Source organism: Marinobacterium sedimentorum, from assembly GCF_024267675.1.
Classification (GTDB): Bacteria; Pseudomonadota; Gammaproteobacteria; order Pseudomonadales; family Balneatricaceae; genus Marinobacterium_A; species Marinobacterium_A sedimentorum.
Genome location: NZ_JALDYX010000001.1, coordinates 211,757 through 229,472 on the forward strand (window position 1 = coordinate 211,757; position 17,716 = coordinate 229,472).

A 17,716-nucleotide genomic window follows, 5' to 3' on the forward strand; every position below is an offset into this window, starting at 1 on the left:
CGCCAGCGGCGGGCACTCGTTAATCTGTCATCAAAGAATCGCGCAGACCCGACACAGCTCAACTGTGCGGGGCCTGCCTGACCCGAGGGATAAAATGGCGTTTTTATTCCGGACGCTTGCGCATGTTTTCCAGCAAAGCGTTCAGGCTCGCGGCCTTGGGCTTGACCAGCCAGAAGCGCGGGATGTAATCGAAGAAGTTATCCACAATTTCCTGCCCCCACTGGCTGCCCGTTTCCCGGACGAATTCAATGATTACCGAACGCAGGTGGTTCTTGTAGGCTTCCATCTGCTCAGTGTGAATACGGTGAATCTCGACCAGCTCGTGGTTGTACTTGTCCACGAAGTTGTTTTCCAGATCCAGCACATAGGCGAATCCGCCGGTCATGCCCGCACCGAAGTTGTATCCGGTCGCGCCCAGAACGGTTACCAGACCGCCTGTCATGTATTCACAGCAATGATCGCCAGCACCTTCCACTACGGCGTGTACGCCGGAGTTGCGCACCGCGAAGCGCTCACCCGCACTGCCGGCTGCAAACAGCTTGCCGGCGGTGGCGCCATAGAGGCAGGTGTTGCCCATGATCGCGGTTTCGTTCGACTTGAAGGTAACTTCCTTGAACGGATAGAGCACCAGCTTGCCGCCCGCCATGCCCTTGCCGACATAATCGTTGGCATCGCCTTCCAGGATCAGGTTCTGACCGCCGGCGTTCCAGACACCGAACGACTGACCGGCATGACCACGGAAACGGAAGGTGACAGGCTCGTCCGCCATGCCATTGTTGCCGTAGCGCTTGGCAATGGCACCGGAGGTGCGGGCACCCACGGAACGGTCGCAGTTGCAGATCGCCAGTTCCCAGTCGCCGCCGCGCTTGGCGTCAATCGCCTCGCCGGCCAGTTCCAGCATGGCGCTGTTGAGTTCGCCCTTGTCGAACGGCTCGTTGCGGCTCTGCTGCACCGTATGCGGGTACTCGCTCGGCACGCCGCCATCGCTGATGATGGGGCTCAGATCCAGACCCTTCTGGCGCGAGGTTTCACCTTCGAGCAGGGTCAGCAGGTCAACCCGGCCGACCAGCTCTTCCAGAGTGCGTATACCGAGCTGCGCCATCCACTGACGGGTTTCTTCAGCCACGAAGCGGAAGTAGTTCTTGACCATCTCTACGGTGCCGCGGAAATGATCCCGGCGCAGATCGTCGTTCTGGGTTGCCACGCCGGTGGCGCAGTTGTTCAGGTGGCAGATGCGCAGGTACTTGCAGCCCAGCGCCACCATCGGCATGGTGCCAAAACCAAAGCTCTCGGCGCCCAGAATCGCTCCCTTGATGACGTCGAGGCCGGTTTTCAGGCCGCCGTCTGTCTGCAGACGAATCTTGCCGCGCAGCTGGTTGCCACGCAGAGACTGGTGCGCATCCGCCAGACCCAGCTCCCAGGGCGAGCCGGCGTAATGGATAGACGTCAGCGGCGATGCCGCCGTGCCGCCATCGTAACCGGAGATGGTGATCAGGTCCGCATAGGCCTTGGCCACGCCGCAGGCAATGGTGCCGACGCCAGGACGGGACACCAGCTTGACCGACACCAGGCCTTCGGGGTTGATCTGCTTGAGGTCGAAGATCAGCTGTGCCAAATCCTCGATCGAGTAGATGTCGTGGTGCGGCGGCGGTGAAATCAGGGTTACACCCGGCACCGAGAAACGCAGACGGGCGATCAGTTCATTGACCTTGCCGCCGGGCAGCTGGCCACCTTCACCGGGCTTGGCCCCCTGGGCAACCTTGATCTGCATGACATCGGCGCTCATCAGGTATTCCGGCGTAACGCCAAAACGACCCGAGGCCACCTGCTTGATCTTGGAACGCTTCATGGTGCCGTGACGCAGCGGATCTTCACCACCTTCACCGGAGTTGGAGCGACCGCCCAGCTCGTTCATGGCCACCGCCAGAGACTCGTGCGCCTCCGGTGACAGCGCGCCCAGGGACATGGCCGCGGAGTCAAAGCGCGGGAAGATGTTTTCCACCGGCTCAACCTGATCCAGCGGGATCGACTTGGTATCGCTGCGCAGTGACAGCATGTCACGCAGGGTGGCAATACCGCGCTTGTTCACCAGATCCGCATAACGCTGGTACTTGGCCGGATCACCGCTGACCACCGCTTCATGGATCGCCACGACCACATCCGGGTTGTAGGCGTGATATTCGCCATCGTGCTTGTACTTCAGCAGGCCGCCGGGCTGAATCGGCTTGCGGGCCGTCCAGGCTTCCTTCGCCAGCTGAGCCTGCTCGAATTCGAAGTCGCTGAAACGTGCGCCTTCGATGCGGCTGACTACGCCCTTGAAGCACAGATTCACGATCTCGGAGCTCAGTCCTATGGCTTCAAACAACTGGGCACCGCGATAGGACGCGATGGTGGAGATACCCATCTTGGACAGGATCTTCAGCAGGCCCTTGTTGATGCCCTTGCGATAGTTTTCGTGGGCATCCAGCGGCGCCATCTGCAGCTCGTTGCTGGCACAGAGGTCGTTCAGCACACGGTAGGCCAGGTACGGGAAGACCGCGGTGGCACCAAAACCGAACAGCACAGCGAAGTGATGCGGGTCGCGCGCGGTGCCTGTTTCCACAATCAGGTTACAGTCGCAACGCAGGCCCTTTTCCACCAGACGGTGGTGCACGGCACCGGTTGCCATCGCAGCGTGAATCGGCAGTTTGCCCTTTTCAATCAAGGCATCAGACAGCACCAGCAGTACCTTGCCGCTGCGCACTTCCTGCTCGACCTGGTCACAGAGGTTGTGCAGTGCCTGCTCCAGCCCCGTATCCGGATCGTAGTTCAGGTCGATGCGCACCACGCCAAAACCGGGCACATCGTTGTCGCGAATGCGATAGAACTTGCTCGCCGACAATACCGGCGTGGTCAGAATCACGCGCCGCGCATGTTCCGGCGTATCTTCGAAGACATTGCGCTCGGCACCAATACAGGTTTCGAGCGACATCACTATAGCTTCACGCAGCGGATCGATGGGCGGGTTGGTCACCTGCGCAAACTGCTGCCGGAAGTAGTCATAGGGCGAACGAATACGGCTGGACAGTACCGCCATCGGCTTGTCGTCGCCCATGGAGCCCACCGCTTCCATCGCCGTTTCGGCGAGCGGACGGATGATCTGATCACGTTCTTCGAACGTAACCTGGAACATCTTCATGTGGGTTTTAACTTCATCGGCCGACATCTCGCTGAACGAGCGCGACTCTTCGGTGAAGTTCATGGTGGTTTCAAGACGCAGCGAGTTCTCTTTTAGCCACTTCTTGTAGGGATGGCGCTGCTTGAGGTCATTATCGACATCAGCGGTATGCAGCACATCACCGGTCTGGGTATCGATGGCCAGAATCTGACCTGGCCCAACGCGGCCCTGAGCCACAATATCTTCCGGCTTGTAATCAAATACGCCGATCTCGGAGGCGGTGCAGATATAACCCTGACGCGTCATTACCCAGCGTGACGGACGGAGACCGTTGCGGTCCAGCATGCAGACGGCATAACGGCCATCGGTCATGACCATGCCGGCAGGGCCATCCCAGGCTTCCATGTGCATGGAGTTGAACTCGTAAAACGCCCGCAGTTCGGTGTCCATGGTTTCGACGTTCTGCCAGGCCGGCGGCACTATCATGCGCACCGCACGGTAGATATCCATGCCGCCCACCATCAGGAACTCAAGCATGTTGTCCATGCTGGAGGAATCCGAACCACTGGTGTTGACGATCGGCTGCAACTCTTCGAGGTTGGGCAGCAGATCAGTGGCAAACTTCGGCGACCGGGCTCGCGCCCAGTTGCGGTTGCCTTCAATGGTGTTGATCTCACCGTTGTGGGCCAGGAAGCGGAAAGGCTGTGCCAGCTTCCAGCGCGGCGCCGTATTGGTGGAGAAACGTTGATGGTAGGTACAGACCGCCGTTTCCAGTCGGGGGTCAGCCAGGTCCTTGTAGAACACCGGCAAATCCACCGGCATGGTCAGGCCCTTGTAGGACAAGACCTTGTCGGACAGGCTGCATATATAGAAGTCTTCATCGTCGTCGAGGGCAATTTCAGCCTTGCGACGGGCAACGAACAGGCTGATCGCCAGTTCCTGCTCATTTTTGCCGTTGGCATTGATCAGCACCTGCTCGATCAGTGGCAGCGTATCCCGGGCAATTGGCCCCAGGCAGCTTTCGTCCGTGGGAACCACGCGCCAGCCGGCAACCTCCAGACCCTGGGCCTGAAGTTCGGTATTAAGAATCTTGCGCGCCGCATCTGCCTGCGCCGCCGCTCGGGGCAGGAATACCATGCCCACCGCATATTGCTCCTGCAGCACAATGCCCAGTTCCTGCTGCACTACGGCCCGCAGGAAAGAGTCAGGTTTCTGCATCAGCAGACCGCAACCGTCGCCGGTCTTGCCATCTGCAGCGATACCACCACGATGGGTCATACACGCCAACGCTTCGATGGCCTTCTCAAGCAGGTCATGACTTGGATTGCCCTGCATGTGAGCCATTAGCCCAAAACCACAGTTATCCTTGAACTCACCGGGGCGATACAGACCTTTGCTCATAGCCAATCTCACTTAAAAGTTCTTTTGTATCAATACGTTATCACCAACCTAGTCGCCGCAGCCGCACAACTCAGGCAAAAAGGGAGGATCATTCTACACAGGCGCGTGCTTCGGTACAAATTTTGCGCAGCGGCCTGCGTCATCGAAAACATCAACGCGACGGGGTACAACCCGCACCAGGTTTGCAAGATTTTGGGCACACAGCATTATAACGCATATGCAGCAAAGTAACGCTGCAGTGATATTTGGAGTGCCACCAGCCTACACGGAAAGTAGTAACAACGGGGGAATCAAGAAGAAAAATTCACAGCACTCGAATACCGCACTGCAACACTAACAGCTAATCAGAACGACAGGAACAGTATCAGCGCGCCTGCCAAAGACACTCGAATCAGGCCCAGGCCCCGGGCACCTGACACCTGACGCCGCCGCAGCTTGCTACTCCCTAACGGGACGCCTTGCGGATATCCGCCTTAACGCTCTGTATGCTGCGAGCCCAGGGCTTGAGCTTTTGCAGTGCCCTGGGCAATTCCTGCACCGCAGCACTGGCCTCCTTTCGACTGCCGTAGCGGCCAATAATCACCACGTGCCACGGCTTGCCCTTATAAAGGGTGGAAAAATAATTGAATGCAGCGGGATCCTGCTGATCAGCAATAAAATCCCTGGCGGTTTCCAGCTGACGTGCTCCCAGCAACTGCAGCGTATAGCCTTTGTCCGGCCAGCTCAGCAGCTCATCCTCGCCTTGCATCGCAGTGCTCCGGGGTAGCGCAGAAGCCACATTTACAGACACCGCTGACACAGTCTTCACGCCCGAGTTTTCTTTTGCCGCAGGTTCGGACTCAGTCATTACTGGCACCTCAACCAATCCCGGCACCGGCCTGGGTACCACTGCTGGCTCGGCCGCAACAACCATCTCCATCAAGCCGGCATCCGGCTGCGATGAACGCTGCACAGTGGGCCGACCAACGGGCGCTGCCTCGCGAGCAGCGGGCAGGAAATCCTGCGCGCTTAAGGCCGGCAATAATGCCGGCGATGCCGGCTTGATCGTGTCGACGAGTTCATCAACAACCGGGTGAATAGCGAGACCAACAATAGCTTCTGCGGCCCGCCCTGCGTCCTCAGCCGGAACCGGTAACAGCGCGGTGACCTGCGGGCGATTAGCAATAACATCAATCGTAGTTACCGGCTGATCCACAGACGCCGCTATTACCGGCACGGCCAGGGGCACGGAAACCCGCTCTCCGATACTGGAGGCGGCCTCCGGTTGCCAGTAAATCCAGCCTGCCATGGCGACAATGACAACCAGCATCAGGGACGCTCCTCCCAGCACCCGTCCTGATTTGTCCCGCCGTGCGCGAGGCGCCGGGGTCTGTGTTGGCGACTTCAGCCGCAGGGCATTGGATGCCAGCCGTTCAAGGGAACCGGGCATCCGATCGCTGTTGCTTACCAGCTGTTGCAGTTTCCGACTGTCCAGTACTTCCAGTGCCGGATAACGCAGGCGTATAAAATCGCCCGCCTCCTCAACCCCAAAAGGCTGCAGGCATTCCGTATGCATACGCCCATCCAGCTCCTGGGCCAGACCTGTCGCCTCAAGGCGCTGCGCGATGCGGCGCCCAGCCAGCACTGTGCGGATGGACGCAATACCGGCACACTGCAGATTGACCAGCAGCTCCAGCGCTTCATCATCCAGCCTGTCGGCATCATCCACCACGAGCAACCACTGTATTCCGGCGTCCCTGGCATGCTGCGCTTCCTGGTGAATCAGTTCGAGCAATTGCCCTTCAGTCTCGCAGTCGGCGATATCCAGCCCACAGCCTTCGCCCAACTGGCGCAGCAACGCCGAGGCACCCGTCGCCTGCTGCAGCACCAGGTGACACAGACGCCCATCGCCGGCTTGAGGTCTCAGCTGGCGTAGAAGTGTGCTTTTGCCACTACCGGCCTCACCCTGAATAACCAGCAGAAAATCGGAGAAGCGCAGCAGATGATGCAGTTTGTCCAGCAATTGCAAACGCGATGGCGGCTCAAAATACTCAATGCGGTTATCGCCAACATAGGGCGAGGAAGAGGCCACTGGCACTCCTGCTGCTACCTGCTGGCGCATCTGTCCATTCACTGCCGTGCCAGTGCCAGTTGCGAGGTCAGCGTTTCGACCAGCAGTTCAGGCGCGAACTCGGAGGTCACTATGCCCTTACCTACTGTTTCGAGCAGTATCAGGCGCAGCTGCCCATCGAGCACCTTCTTGTCGACCGCCATCAGCGACAGGAAGTCATCTTCTGTCATGCTCGCAGGCGGCAATACGGGCAGCCCGGCAGCAAGGTGAATCGCACGGATACGTTCCACCTCCGCATCACTCAGCCAGCCAAGGCGACGAGACAGATCTGCGGCCATCAGCGTTCCCGCCGCCACAGCCTCCCCGTGCAGCCAGTTGCCATAGCCCTGATTCGCTTCAATGGCATGCCCAAAGGTATGGCCAAGATTCAGCAAGGCTCGTATGCCGGACTCTTTCTCATCCTGGGCCACCACTTCTGCCTTGATTTCACAGGAGCGGTATATGGCTTTGGCCAGGCACTCGGTATCACCCGAGACCAGCCGCGACATCATGGACTCGAGCCAGTCGAAAAACTCGGCGTCATAAATAAGTCCGTACTTGATCACTTCGGCCAGGCCCGCTGACAACTCCCGCGCAGGCAGGGTTCCCAGCACCGAGGTATCGATCAGCACACACTGGGGCTGGTAGAAGGCCCCAATCATGTTTTTGCCCCGCGGATGATTAACGCCGGTCTTGCCGCCCACCGAAGAGTCCACCTGGGACAGGAGCGTGGTCGGCATCTGGATAAAGTTCACACCCCGCTGATAGCAGGCCGCGGCAAAACCGGTCATGTCGCCCACCACCCCGCCACCGAGCGCTATCAGCGTGGTGGTGCGGTTGTGCCTAAGCTCAAGCAAACGATCGAAAATTGTGTTCAGGTGCTCCAGCGTTTTGTACTGCTCGCCATCCGGCAGGATCAGCGTATCAACCTGATAGTCCAGCAGCGCCTGCTGAACCCTGGCCAGATACAGCGGAGCAACAGTTTCATTCGTTACGATGCAGATCTGCCTGCCGCTGATATAGGGCTCGATCAACTTTTGCTGCAGCAAGCCTTCGCCAATGTAAATGGGGTAACTGCGCTCACCCAAATCGACGCTTAAATTCTGCACCTGCGAATCACTCCTGTGTAGAAAGAGTCACCTGACCAGACCAAGCTTGGACAACTGACGAAAAATTTCAGATACGACGGCCTTGGGATGGCGCCTGTCAGTATGCAGGGTTATATCACAGGTCTGCCGATAGAGGGGATCACGCTGACGCAGCAGCTGCTGCAATGTCTCGGCGGGGTTCTCGGTTTGCAGCAGCGGACGATTCTTGTCCCGCGCCGTACGCTCGAGTTGCTGCTCAACAGTGGTATGCAGATAAATGACAACGCCATGGGACTGCAGGGCAGCACGATTGGCCTCACGAATGACTGCACCGCCGCCGGTTGCCAGCACGATATTGTCACGCTCGCAAAGGTCGCGGATGACGGACTCCTCCCGCTCACGGAAGCCAGTTTCCCCCTCCACATCGAATATCCAGGGAATATTCGCCCCCGCACGGGCCTCTATCTCCCTGTCACTGTCGATAAACTCCAGATTCAGCTCGTGAGAAAGAAGACGCCCTATGGTGCTTTTTCCAGCTCCCATAGGGCCTATAAGAAAGATGTTCAAATTGTACCAAACCCCGATTACTGAACTGCCAGAGACTCCCTGATCAGCTTCGGCGTAATAAAGATCAACAGTTCCGTCTTGGTGTTGGACTGTTCACGCTTGCGAAACAGGCTGCCTATCACCGGAAGGTCTCCCAGCAGCGGCGTCTTGCTCAAGTTGTTTACCGTCTCGTTACGGAAGACCCCGCCGAGAACCACTGTATCGCCATCCGCCACATTGACCGTTGTGGTCAACTGGTTGGTGTTGATCGAAACCTCGCCGTTGGGCAGCACCGCACCGACGGAGTCCTGGGTAATATCAAGATCCAGCGTAATGCGATCCCCCGGATTCAGCTGTGGTGTTACCTGCAGTTTCAAAGTTGCATCTTCAAACTGGATGCTGACCTCGCCATCTTCCACGGTCTGGTACGGAATCTGTACCCCGGACTCGATCAGTCCCGGCTTGCCATTGGTCGTAATGACCTTGGGCTGAGAGACAATCTCCGCCTTGCCTTCGGTCTGCAGTGCAGACAGTTCGGCCGACAGCAGGAAGTTATCCCGAATGTAGCTGAACACAATGGAAGACTGCGGTGTTACCCCCAGATCCACCATCAGATTTGAATTTGCGATATTACCCGTAGTGTCTGTGCTGGACAAACCAGGATTCACAACAGACCCCGCACCACCATCTATAACAAAAGAGCTGTTCTTGCGATTCTCTACCGCCGATGCACCCCAGCGAATCCCCAGGTCTTTCTGGAAATCATTGGACGCCGACACTATGCGCGCTTCGATCAGAATCTGCGCCACCTCAACATCGAAGCGCCGCAGTGTATCACGGATTTCTTCGATTTGAGCCGCGGTTTCACGCACCATCAGCACATTGGTCTCATCGTCCGACATGATAAAACCGCGCTCGGAAATCAGCTTGGCCTGCTCTACCCGGGACTTCATTTCGGACGATTTACGAAAGTCCACCTGTATGAACTCTGTGACCAGGGGCGCCAGTTCCTTGACCTGCTTCTGAGCCTCAGCCTCTTCAAGTTCACGCTGTGCAATATCGGCAGCCGGCCCGATCAGCATCACATTGCCTACAACCCGCTTAGCCAGGCTCTTGGTTTTCAGCACCAGATCCAGCGCCTGATCCCAGGGCACGTTCTTGAGTCGCAGGGTAATGTTGCCGTTGACCTTGTCATCAACCACCAGGTTCATCTCCGCAACTTCGGCAATAATCTGCAGGATTGAGCGGATATCCACGTCCTGGAAGTTCAGGTCGATTTTCTCGCCGGTGAACGGAAAACGCTCTTTCTTGCGTTTCTCGTCTTCGGCATAGGTGATCGGACGGAAATCCAGCACCAGTTGATTGCCGGTCTGATAAGCCATGTAGTCATAGGGCGCGGCACCCGGCTTGACCAGAATGGTGGTGTTGGCGCCGCTGCTCATGGCATCGATAAACATGACCGGCGTGGCAAAGTCCTGCACATCAACGCGCTGCTCAAGCGAGCCGGACAACGAAGCACCCAGCAGGTTGATGACGACATTATTGCCTTCTTCAATGATATCGAGACCGGACTTGTCGTCTGACATCGAAATCAGTACACGACCGAGCCCGCCATCCATACGCTCAAAATCAATACCCTGAACCCGCGTGCCCACAGGGCCCGGTTCAGGCCTGGAGCCCTGTACCGACTTTGCAGAGCGATCACGCAATGCGCCTGAGGCAAGCGCCCCGGCGGAACCGCCAAACACCATAAAGAGTGAATTACCTTCCGTGTAGGTCTGGTAGTCCACCATTTCATTGAGATTGGCGACGATCCGCAAGCGCCCGTCTGTTTCAGCCATGTTCAGACTGTCTACCTGGCCGGTTTTGATGTCCAGCTGACGGCGCCCCAAATCATTACTCGCGCCGGCAAGATCCAGCACCAGTCGCGGCGGGCTGTCAATTACATAGGCCCTGGGCGACGGCGGCGGCATATTGAAATCCAGCCGCACTTCCAGCTTGTGACCCGGCAAGGCGACGAAGGACGAGTCCTTCAGCATCACGCTTTCCGCCCGCACCTGCAGCGCCATAAGACAACATGCCAGTATCAGCATTAACTGCCACCCAAGACCCCGTGAAACGGAGTTATCCTTGCATATGCTGTATGTCTTCATAAACCTAGCTGTCCTTTGATCATTCTTTTTCAGGCAGGGCAATCACGCGCGGGCGCTTCATCCAGCCCCCCCGTCCATTTTCTATAATTTCCACAAGCTCAAGGCCCAGCTCGGAGACCTCCTGCACCTGGCCATAATCCAGACCAATAAAATCCCCGTTACTCACGCGATGAATTTCACCTTTAGGATCTTTCAGCAATGCCCAGAGACTACCACCATCAAGACTGGTTATGGTTCCCACCATGCTCAGGCCATCGACCGGAAAGGACTCAAGATAGGTTTTCGGGCGTTCGGTATCTGGCTTCAAGTTGGATACAGGCCCCAGATCCTCTTCAACCACCAGCTCGATCAGCGGCTGGAATGGATCACGCAGGCTCGCGCCCTGATAAATAAAGGCCTCATAGGATTTGAACTCGGGCAGAGGCTTTATTTTCCCGGGTGGTTTCGCCTGGGTTTGCTGCACATAGGAGCGCAGGTCTGCGGTGTCTTCCACCCAGATACAGCCGCTGGCAAGGGTTGCGAGCAGGAATACGATTCCAGCCCTGACAGTGCTGCCCGCGACAGCTGCGTGCTTATTTGGTGTCATCATAACGATACGTCTTCGCCTGGATTGTCATCACCAAAGAGCCACTGCCGGGACTGACCTTGAAGTCATGCAGTGTCACTATTCGATCAATTGCCGCCACACCACTGACAAACTGCCCCAGCTCATGATAGGTACCGGCAACAGAAATGTTTATGGGCAGCTCAATATAGAACTTGCTCTTTCGCTCAGACTGCAGCGCAATGCTGTTAATCGACAAGCCTGCGCCACGCCCGATATCGGAAATATCCTCCAGCAAACCCGGCACTTCCTTGTCGGTCGGAAGCTGGGTCAAGAGTTCGGAAAAACGCCCCTCGACGTCCGCCATCTGCTTGCGCAATGCCGGCAGGTTCGCCACCTGAAAGGCCTTATTCTGAAATTCCTTTTTAATGGGCGGTTCCTTGGCAATTTCCCGCTCAACCGCAATGTACTGGTCGTTCACATAGAAGTAGATTGCCGCACCCACCAAGGCGCTGAACAGAAAGACATACACGATCACCTTGACGCCAATGGGCCAGTTGCCGGCCTCATTGACATCAACATTATTAATATCGAAACCTTTGAAGGCATTACTCAGGGCACCCATTATTGCTGCCCTCCATCTTCTTTGGGTTTGGTCAGGGGTACACTCAGGTCAAACTGGCGCACCGCACCTGCACTTCTAACCTGGGACAAGCTGGGCTCACCGAACCAGATGGAAGAATCCATGGCACGCATCAGATTGGATACATCCCTGTTTTGCTCCGCAAGGCCATTGACCGAAACACTTTCACCACTGCGGGATACGGAGGAATAATAAAGCTTGTCTGGTAAAACTCGCACAAGCTCATCGAAATAACGTACTACCAGCGGACGGTTACCCTGTAATTCCTGGATGGCGTTAAGCCTTTCAAGCAAGCGCTCGCGCTGCCGTTCCAGCTCCCGTATTTCTTTTATTTTCTCGTCAAGCTTGACTATTTCAGCTTTGAGATAATTATTGCGAGCCTGCTGGCGATCCATCTGAACGTCAAAATAATAGCTAATCCCAAATGAGACTGCGCCAGCCAGAAAGACAGTGAACAACAGATTGGTAATGAATTGCTTCTGCCGTGCGGCATTTCGCTCTTCACGCCATGGTCGTAGGTTAATCCGCGCCATACGTTATCCCTATTGATCAAATGAGCGCATCGCAAGCCCGCAGGCTTTCGTTAGCAGGGGAGCTTCAGCCTTTAGTCGCTGCTTGTTCAGCTTAGAGCTGATTTTCATTGCTGCAAACGGATTCGCAACAACGGTAGGTATACCCACTTCCGCTTCCATCAGCGGCTCTATGCCTTCAATGGATACAGCACCACCGGCTATGATCAGCTGCGCCAGTTGCTGCTGCACACCGGAGGAATAAAAAAACTGCATGGATCGCGAGACCTGCTGCGCTATGGTCTGACGGAAGGGCATCACCAGCATTTCCCGGATTTCGTCGCTCAACTCATTGTGTCGCAACGCCTGCTCGGCATCAGCTGCCGGCATGCCGTACTGCTGCTGAATCGCATTGACCAGATCATTGCCACCAAAAGCCTGTTCACGACTGTAGATAATGACCCCATCCTTGAATACATTCAGCGTCAGGGTCGAAGCACCTATATCCGCCAGCCCTACCAATTCGCCGGGCTTGACCGAATCACCCACGAGACACGGATAGACCCGTTCCATGGCATAGGTATCGACGTCAATGATCTCGCATTTGAGGCCGGCACCATTGATGGCTTCTTCCCGCTGCTCGACATCACCCCGACGACAGGCCACAACAAGTATATCGTTGAGGTTCGAGACCCCTTCTACAGGGCCTATCACCTCAAAATCCAGTGAGACTTCATCCAGCGGGTAGGGAATAAACTGATCCGCCTCGATTTTGACCTGTTCTTCAAGTTCGAACTCGTCAAAAACGTTGCTTATTTGCAGCTTTTTGGTGATTACCGCCGAAGAGGGAACCGCCGTCACCGCCGAATTCAGCTTCAGGCCGATTTTACGCAATGCTTTTTCAATTGCATCCGATACTTCGGAAATCTGCTGAATACTGCCATCGACCACAGTCGACGCCGGTAACGCCACCACAGCGTATGAATTTAATGAATATTCGGTGCCACTTTTGGACAGCGCCACCAGCTTGACCGACGATGACCCGATGTCAACACCGACCCATGCTCCAGATTTGTTTCCTAGCAAGCTCAACACTGCTGTATTCCTTTGCAGACTGCAGGGTTTTCCATCGCACTCACCAACTCTAGCCATAAACTTCGGAAAATAAAACTACGCAATGCTAGAGGCTCCGGGCATGCAACCGATATACTACCAGCTACGCACTAAAAGTTTGTTAAAAGGTAGCATGGGCGTGTTGATTTCGCTGGTAAAAATATTCGTAAAACTGGCATTGGCCGGACTCGTCATCATGCTGCTGGCCGTTGCGGGTGTCTACTACACCCTTGCGCCACAGCTGCCAGACGTCGAAAGTCTGCGTGAAGTTCAGTTCCAGACACCGATGCGCATTTTTTCAAGCGACAACAAACTGATAGCCGAATTTGGCGAAAAGCGCCGCACCCCCGTCAGTTACGACAATATCCCGACCGATCTGGTACGCGCCTTCCAGGCAGCCGAAGACAGCCGTTTTTTCGAGCATATCGGTATCGACTTCAAAGGACTGAGCCGCGCCGCATTCCAGCTTGCCACCACCGGCCATATCCAGAGCGGTGGATCCACCATCACCATGCAGGTTGCGAAGAACTTTTTCCTTAGCCGCGAACGCACCTTCAACCGAAAATTCGTAGAAATCCTGCTGGCCCTGCGCATTGAGCGAGAGCTGACCAAGGAAGAAATATTCGAACTCTACATCAACAAGATCTACCTGGGGCAGCGCGCCTACGGTATCGAAGCCGCCGCGGGCGTGTATTACGGCAGCAGCATTCAGGATCTGACACTGGCGCAGATGGCCACCATTGCGGGCTTGCCCAAAGCCCCCTCCACCGACAACCCCATCCGCAATCCGCAACGCGCCATTGAGCGACGCAACTGGATTTTGCAGCGCATGCACAGCCTGGGCTACATTTCCGACCAGGCTTTCGAGGAGGCCTCAGCCGCGCCCAGCACAGCGCGTTATCACGGCGCGGACATCGAACTGAACGCACCCTATGTGGCAGAAATGGTGCGCAGCGAACTTTTCGAACGCTTTGACGAAGAGCTGTATAACGAGGGCTATCGCGTCTATACCACTCTGGATAGCAAGTTGCAGACCAAGGCCACCCTTGCGCTGCAGAATGGCCTGCTTGACTACAGCACGCGCCACGGCTATCGCGGCCCAGAGTCGCAGCTCGATACGGCCCTGACTGCCGACGCTGTCGCACAAAAACTTGAAAGCATGACGAGCTATGCCAATCTGGAACCCGCCATCGTCACCCTGGTGGAGGACAATAGCATCCAGGCCAGTCTGAAAAGCGGCGAGACCGTTACCGTAGACTGGAATGGCCTCAAATGGGCACGCAAGTTCCTCAGCAATAACGCCATGGGCGCCTCCCCCAAAAAGGCGGCAGACATTCTGTCCCCCGGCGATATCATCCGGCTCTATAAAAACACCGAGAACTGGACCCTTAGCCAGCTCCCGCAGGTTCAGGGTGCCTTTGTCGCCCTGGATCCAAAGGACGGTGCCATTCGCGCACTCAGCGGCGGTTTCAACTTCAATCTCAACAAATTCAACCGTGCCACCCAGGCTTACCGACAGCCGGGCTCCAACTTCAAGCCCTTCATCTACGCCGCCGCGCTGGACAACGGTTTTACCCCGGCTAGCCTGATCAACGATGCACCTGTGGTATTGCAAGACGCCAGCCTGGAAGGTGACTGGCGGCCACAAAACTACAGCGAGCAGTTCTACGGCCCGACACGGCTGCGTGAAGGGCTGTTCAAATCCCGCAATCTGGTTTCCATTCGCCTGCTGCGTGCAGTGGGGATCGATACCGCCATCGACTATATCAAGGGCTTTGGCTTTGATCCGCAGCGCCTGCCGCGCAATCTGTCGCTTTCGCTCGGCACCGCCGACGTCACGCCACTGGAAATCGTCACCGGCTACGCAGCGCTTGCCAATGGCGGCTACAAGGTCTCATCCTACTTTATCCAGCGTATTGAAGATCAGCACGGCAACCTGCTATTTCAGGCCAGACCCGCCTGCGCGGACTGCAGCCCATCACAAGATATCGAGAGTGACACCCCGACCGAGCCGCTCTCACCCAGCGCCCCACGCATCATGGACCCACGCACGGCCTATCTGATGTACAGCATGCTGCAGGACGTTATTCGCCAGGGCACGGCGACCCGTGCCCGCAGCCTGGAGCGCGCCGACCTGGCCGGCAAGACCGGCACGACCAACGACCAGAAGGATGCCTGGTTCACTGGTTTTAACCGTGACCTGGTCGCTACTGCCTGGGTCGGCTTCGACCAGCCAGCCCCCCTTGGCCGCAGCGAATTCGGCGGTACCGCAGCACTGCCCATCTGGATCGATTTTATGGAAACCGCGCTGGATCAGGCCCCCGAAAACGGCCCCGTACAGCCAGACGGCATAGTACGCGTGAAGATTGATCCGGCCACCGGCATGCTGGCGTATCCCGGGCAAAAAAATGCCATTTTCGAAGTATTTCGCGCCGAGGATGTACCCGCCATATCCGCCCAAAACTCCGCAGACAGCGGCCAGGTCTCCACGGACGACATCTTCTAAGCCAGGCTTTTAACCGCCCTGCACACAGCGCCCACAAAGGCTCAGGCACGACCGGACGCAACAAGCTCGAGAACCAACTCAGGCACTGCGGATCGATGTCTACGCGAAGGAAAAACACAGTGGAAGGCGTCGTCAGCAGGAATAACCGCGCCGCCTGACACAGGCCGTCACAGCTGGAATATCAAAACAGGGAAAGAGTTTGCCTGAAACCAACGCCCAGGGCCTGGATATAAAACAGGGATGGTTCCGCTGCAATCACTCCAGCATCTGAGCCTGGAATTCAGAGAACCATCCCTATAAAGCACCCATCTGCGACATCCCATCAACCGGGCACAGGCTTGCGCCGGGTTAACGGGATTACCGCAAAGCGATTACTTCAGCAGATCAGCAACACTTGTCAGCGGGTAATGCGCTGGCAGCGGCAGACGAGCAACGCCGCTATCGATTGCAGCCTGAGCGACCGCCATGGATACAGCACCGAACAGGCGGTTGTCGATCGGCTTGGGAATAATGTACTGCGGCCCAAACTCCAGTGCATCCAGCTCGTAGGCGGACAGCACTTCCTGCGGAACCTCCTGTTTTGCCAGCTCAGCAAGGGCCTTGACCGCCGCTTCCTTCATGGCTTCGTTGATTTCAGTCGCACGCACATCCAGCGCGCCACGGAAAATGAACGGGAAGCCCAGTACGTTATTCACCTGGTTCGGGAAGTCGGAACGTCCGGTCGCCATGATCACATCGCTGCGAGTGGCATGAGCCAGTTCCGGATGAATTTCAGGGTCCGGGTTGGAGCAGGCAAATACGATCGGCGTAGGAGCCATCTTGGCCAGCTGCTCGGGCTTGAACAGGTCCGGACCGGACAGACCGACGAACACATCGGCACCATCAATGGCATCATCCAGGGTGCGCAGGTCGGTTTCAGTCGCGAACACCGCCTTTTCAGGGCTCAGGTCATCACGACCAGAGTGGATCACACCCTTGCGGTCGAGCATGAAAATGTTTTCAACCTTGGCACCCATATTGATCAGCAGCTTCATGCAGGCAGACGCGGCAGCACCGGCGCCCAGGCAAACGATGCGGACTTCATCCAGCTTCTTGCCGGCAATTTCCAGTGCGTTGATCATGCCGGCAGCGGTAACAATGGCGGTGCCGTGCTGGTCATCATGGAAGACGGGGATATTGCAGCGTTCGATCAGGGTACGCTCAATTTCAAAGCACTCTGGTGCCTTGATGTCTTCGAGGTTGATTCCGCCAAAAGTTTCGGCAATGCGGGCCACGGTATCGATAAAGGCCTGCGGGCTCTCGGCATCGACTTCGATATCAACGGAGTCAATGCCCGCAAAACGCTTGAACAGCAGCGCTTTGCCTTCCATAACCGGCTTGGAGGCCAGCGGCCCCAGGTTGCCCAGACCCAGAATCGCGCTACCGTTCGAAATAACCGCCACCAGGTTGCCCTTGGCAGTGTAACGGTAAGCATTGTCCGGATCCCTGGCGATCTCACGTACCGGCTCGGCAACACCCGGGCTGTAGGCGAGCGCCAGATCACGGGCGGATTCGGCGGGGGTTGTCAGTTCTACGCTGATCTTGCCCGGACGGGGGAACTCGTGGTAATCGAGTGCGGCTTTCTTAAATTGCTCAGACATGGTTGCAGGCTCAATAGGCTGATTTATTAGATGAGAGGGGTTATGAATGATATAGAAAACACCTTATACCCACAATAACCCCCAGATAGCATGAAAACGACGTTTTCGGAACCCGCAAAAAAGCCGCAGATGATGACTGGCCATCACCCTCAGTAATCATAATTTATTTATTAATATCAATAAGTTAAATTATACACACCGAGCCATACCCCAGCGCCTGACTGCTACACCAGACCCCATCATGCCCTCCGACTCGGCACCGGACAGCGCCTCCATGACTGCGGGATCCCGCAATAAAAAAGCCTTTCATCAAGTTCAAGCCAAGCT

At 56.6% G+C, this 17,716-nt stretch carries 11 protein-coding genes; 1 reads left to right on the forward strand and 10 read right to left on the reverse strand.

From position 1 onward, the window contains the following. Nucleotides 1–103: 103 nt before the first annotated feature. The 9 genes from gltB to pilM all read right to left on the reverse strand — a co-directional run bounded on the left by gltB (nucleotide 104) and on the right by pilM (nucleotide 13,225). The gene (gene gltB, locus MRS74_RS01030; RefSeq protein ID WP_254578410.1) at nucleotides 104–4,558 is read right to left on the reverse strand and encodes a glutamate synthase large subunit; all 4,455 of its coding nucleotides are present in this window, start codon (nucleotides 4,556–4,558) and stop codon (nucleotides 104–106) included. 445 nt (nucleotides 4,559–5,003) lie between these two features. Next, a complete protein-coding gene (locus tag MRS74_RS01035; protein WP_254578411.1) occupies nucleotides 5,004–6,629 on the reverse strand; it encodes an SPOR domain-containing protein in 1,626 nt (541 codons plus the stop codon). Nucleotides 6,630–6,667: 38 nt separating this feature from the next. Then, nucleotides 6,668–7,756: a 3-dehydroquinate synthase gene (gene aroB / locus MRS74_RS01040; protein WP_254578412.1), complete on the reverse strand. Its 1,089-nt coding sequence runs from the start codon at nucleotides 7,754–7,756 to the stop codon at nucleotides 6,668–6,670. A 27-nt stretch (nucleotides 7,757–7,783) separates the two neighbouring features. Continuing rightward, on the reverse strand, nucleotides 7,784–8,302 hold the full coding sequence (gene aroK, locus MRS74_RS01045; protein WP_256557723.1) for a shikimate kinase AroK: 519 nt from the start codon (nucleotides 8,300–8,302) through the stop codon (nucleotides 7,784–7,786). Nucleotides 8,303–8,319: 17 nt separating this feature from the next. Then, nucleotides 8,320–10,374 carry a type IV pilus secretin PilQ gene (locus MRS74_RS01050; protein WP_254578413.1) on the reverse strand — a complete coding sequence of 685 codons (2,055 nt, stop codon included), beginning with the start codon at nucleotides 10,372–10,374 and terminating at the stop codon, nucleotides 8,320–8,322. Nucleotides 10,375–10,453: 79 nt separating this feature from the next. Continuing rightward, the gene (locus MRS74_RS01055; RefSeq protein ID WP_254578414.1) at nucleotides 10,454–11,023 is read right to left on the reverse strand and encodes a pilus assembly protein PilP; all 570 of its coding nucleotides are present in this window, start codon (nucleotides 11,021–11,023) and stop codon (nucleotides 10,454–10,456) included. Continuing rightward, nucleotides 11,007–11,603, reverse strand: a complete 597-nt coding sequence (locus tag MRS74_RS01060) for a type IV pilus inner membrane component PilO (RefSeq protein WP_254578415.1) — start codon at nucleotides 11,601–11,603, stop codon at nucleotides 11,007–11,009. The genes MRS74_RS01055 and MRS74_RS01060 overlap by 17 nt, the downstream gene beginning before the upstream one ends. After that, nucleotides 11,603–12,154 (reverse strand): PilN domain-containing protein, encoded by a 552-nt coding sequence (locus MRS74_RS01065; protein WP_254578416.1) that lies wholly within the window; start codon nucleotides 12,152–12,154, stop codon nucleotides 11,603–11,605. The genes MRS74_RS01060 and MRS74_RS01065 overlap by 1 nt, the downstream gene beginning before the upstream one ends. A gap of 9 nt (nucleotides 12,155–12,163) precedes the next feature. Next, complete coding sequence (pilM, locus tag MRS74_RS01070; RefSeq protein ID WP_254578417.1) at nucleotides 12,164–13,225, reverse strand: type IV pilus assembly protein PilM; 1,062 nt, start codon at nucleotides 13,223–13,225, stop codon at nucleotides 12,164–12,166. A 151-nt stretch (nucleotides 13,226–13,376) separates the two neighbouring features. Here pilM and MRS74_RS01075 point away from each other — a divergent pair, with 151 nt between their 5' ends. Continuing rightward, nucleotides 13,377–15,749: a penicillin-binding protein 1A gene (locus tag MRS74_RS01075; protein ID WP_254578418.1), complete on the forward strand. Its 2,373-nt coding sequence runs from the start codon at nucleotides 13,377–13,379 to the stop codon at nucleotides 15,747–15,749. Nucleotides 15,750–16,120: 371 nt separating this feature from the next. Here the strand turns inward: MRS74_RS01075 and MRS74_RS01080 are convergent, their stop codons facing one another. Further along, nucleotides 16,121–17,389, reverse strand: coding sequence for a malic enzyme-like NAD(P)-binding protein (locus tag MRS74_RS01080; RefSeq protein ID WP_254578419.1), 1,269 nt, complete (start codon nucleotides 17,387–17,389; stop codon nucleotides 16,121–16,123). Between the last annotated feature and the right edge of the window lie 327 nt (nucleotides 17,390–17,716).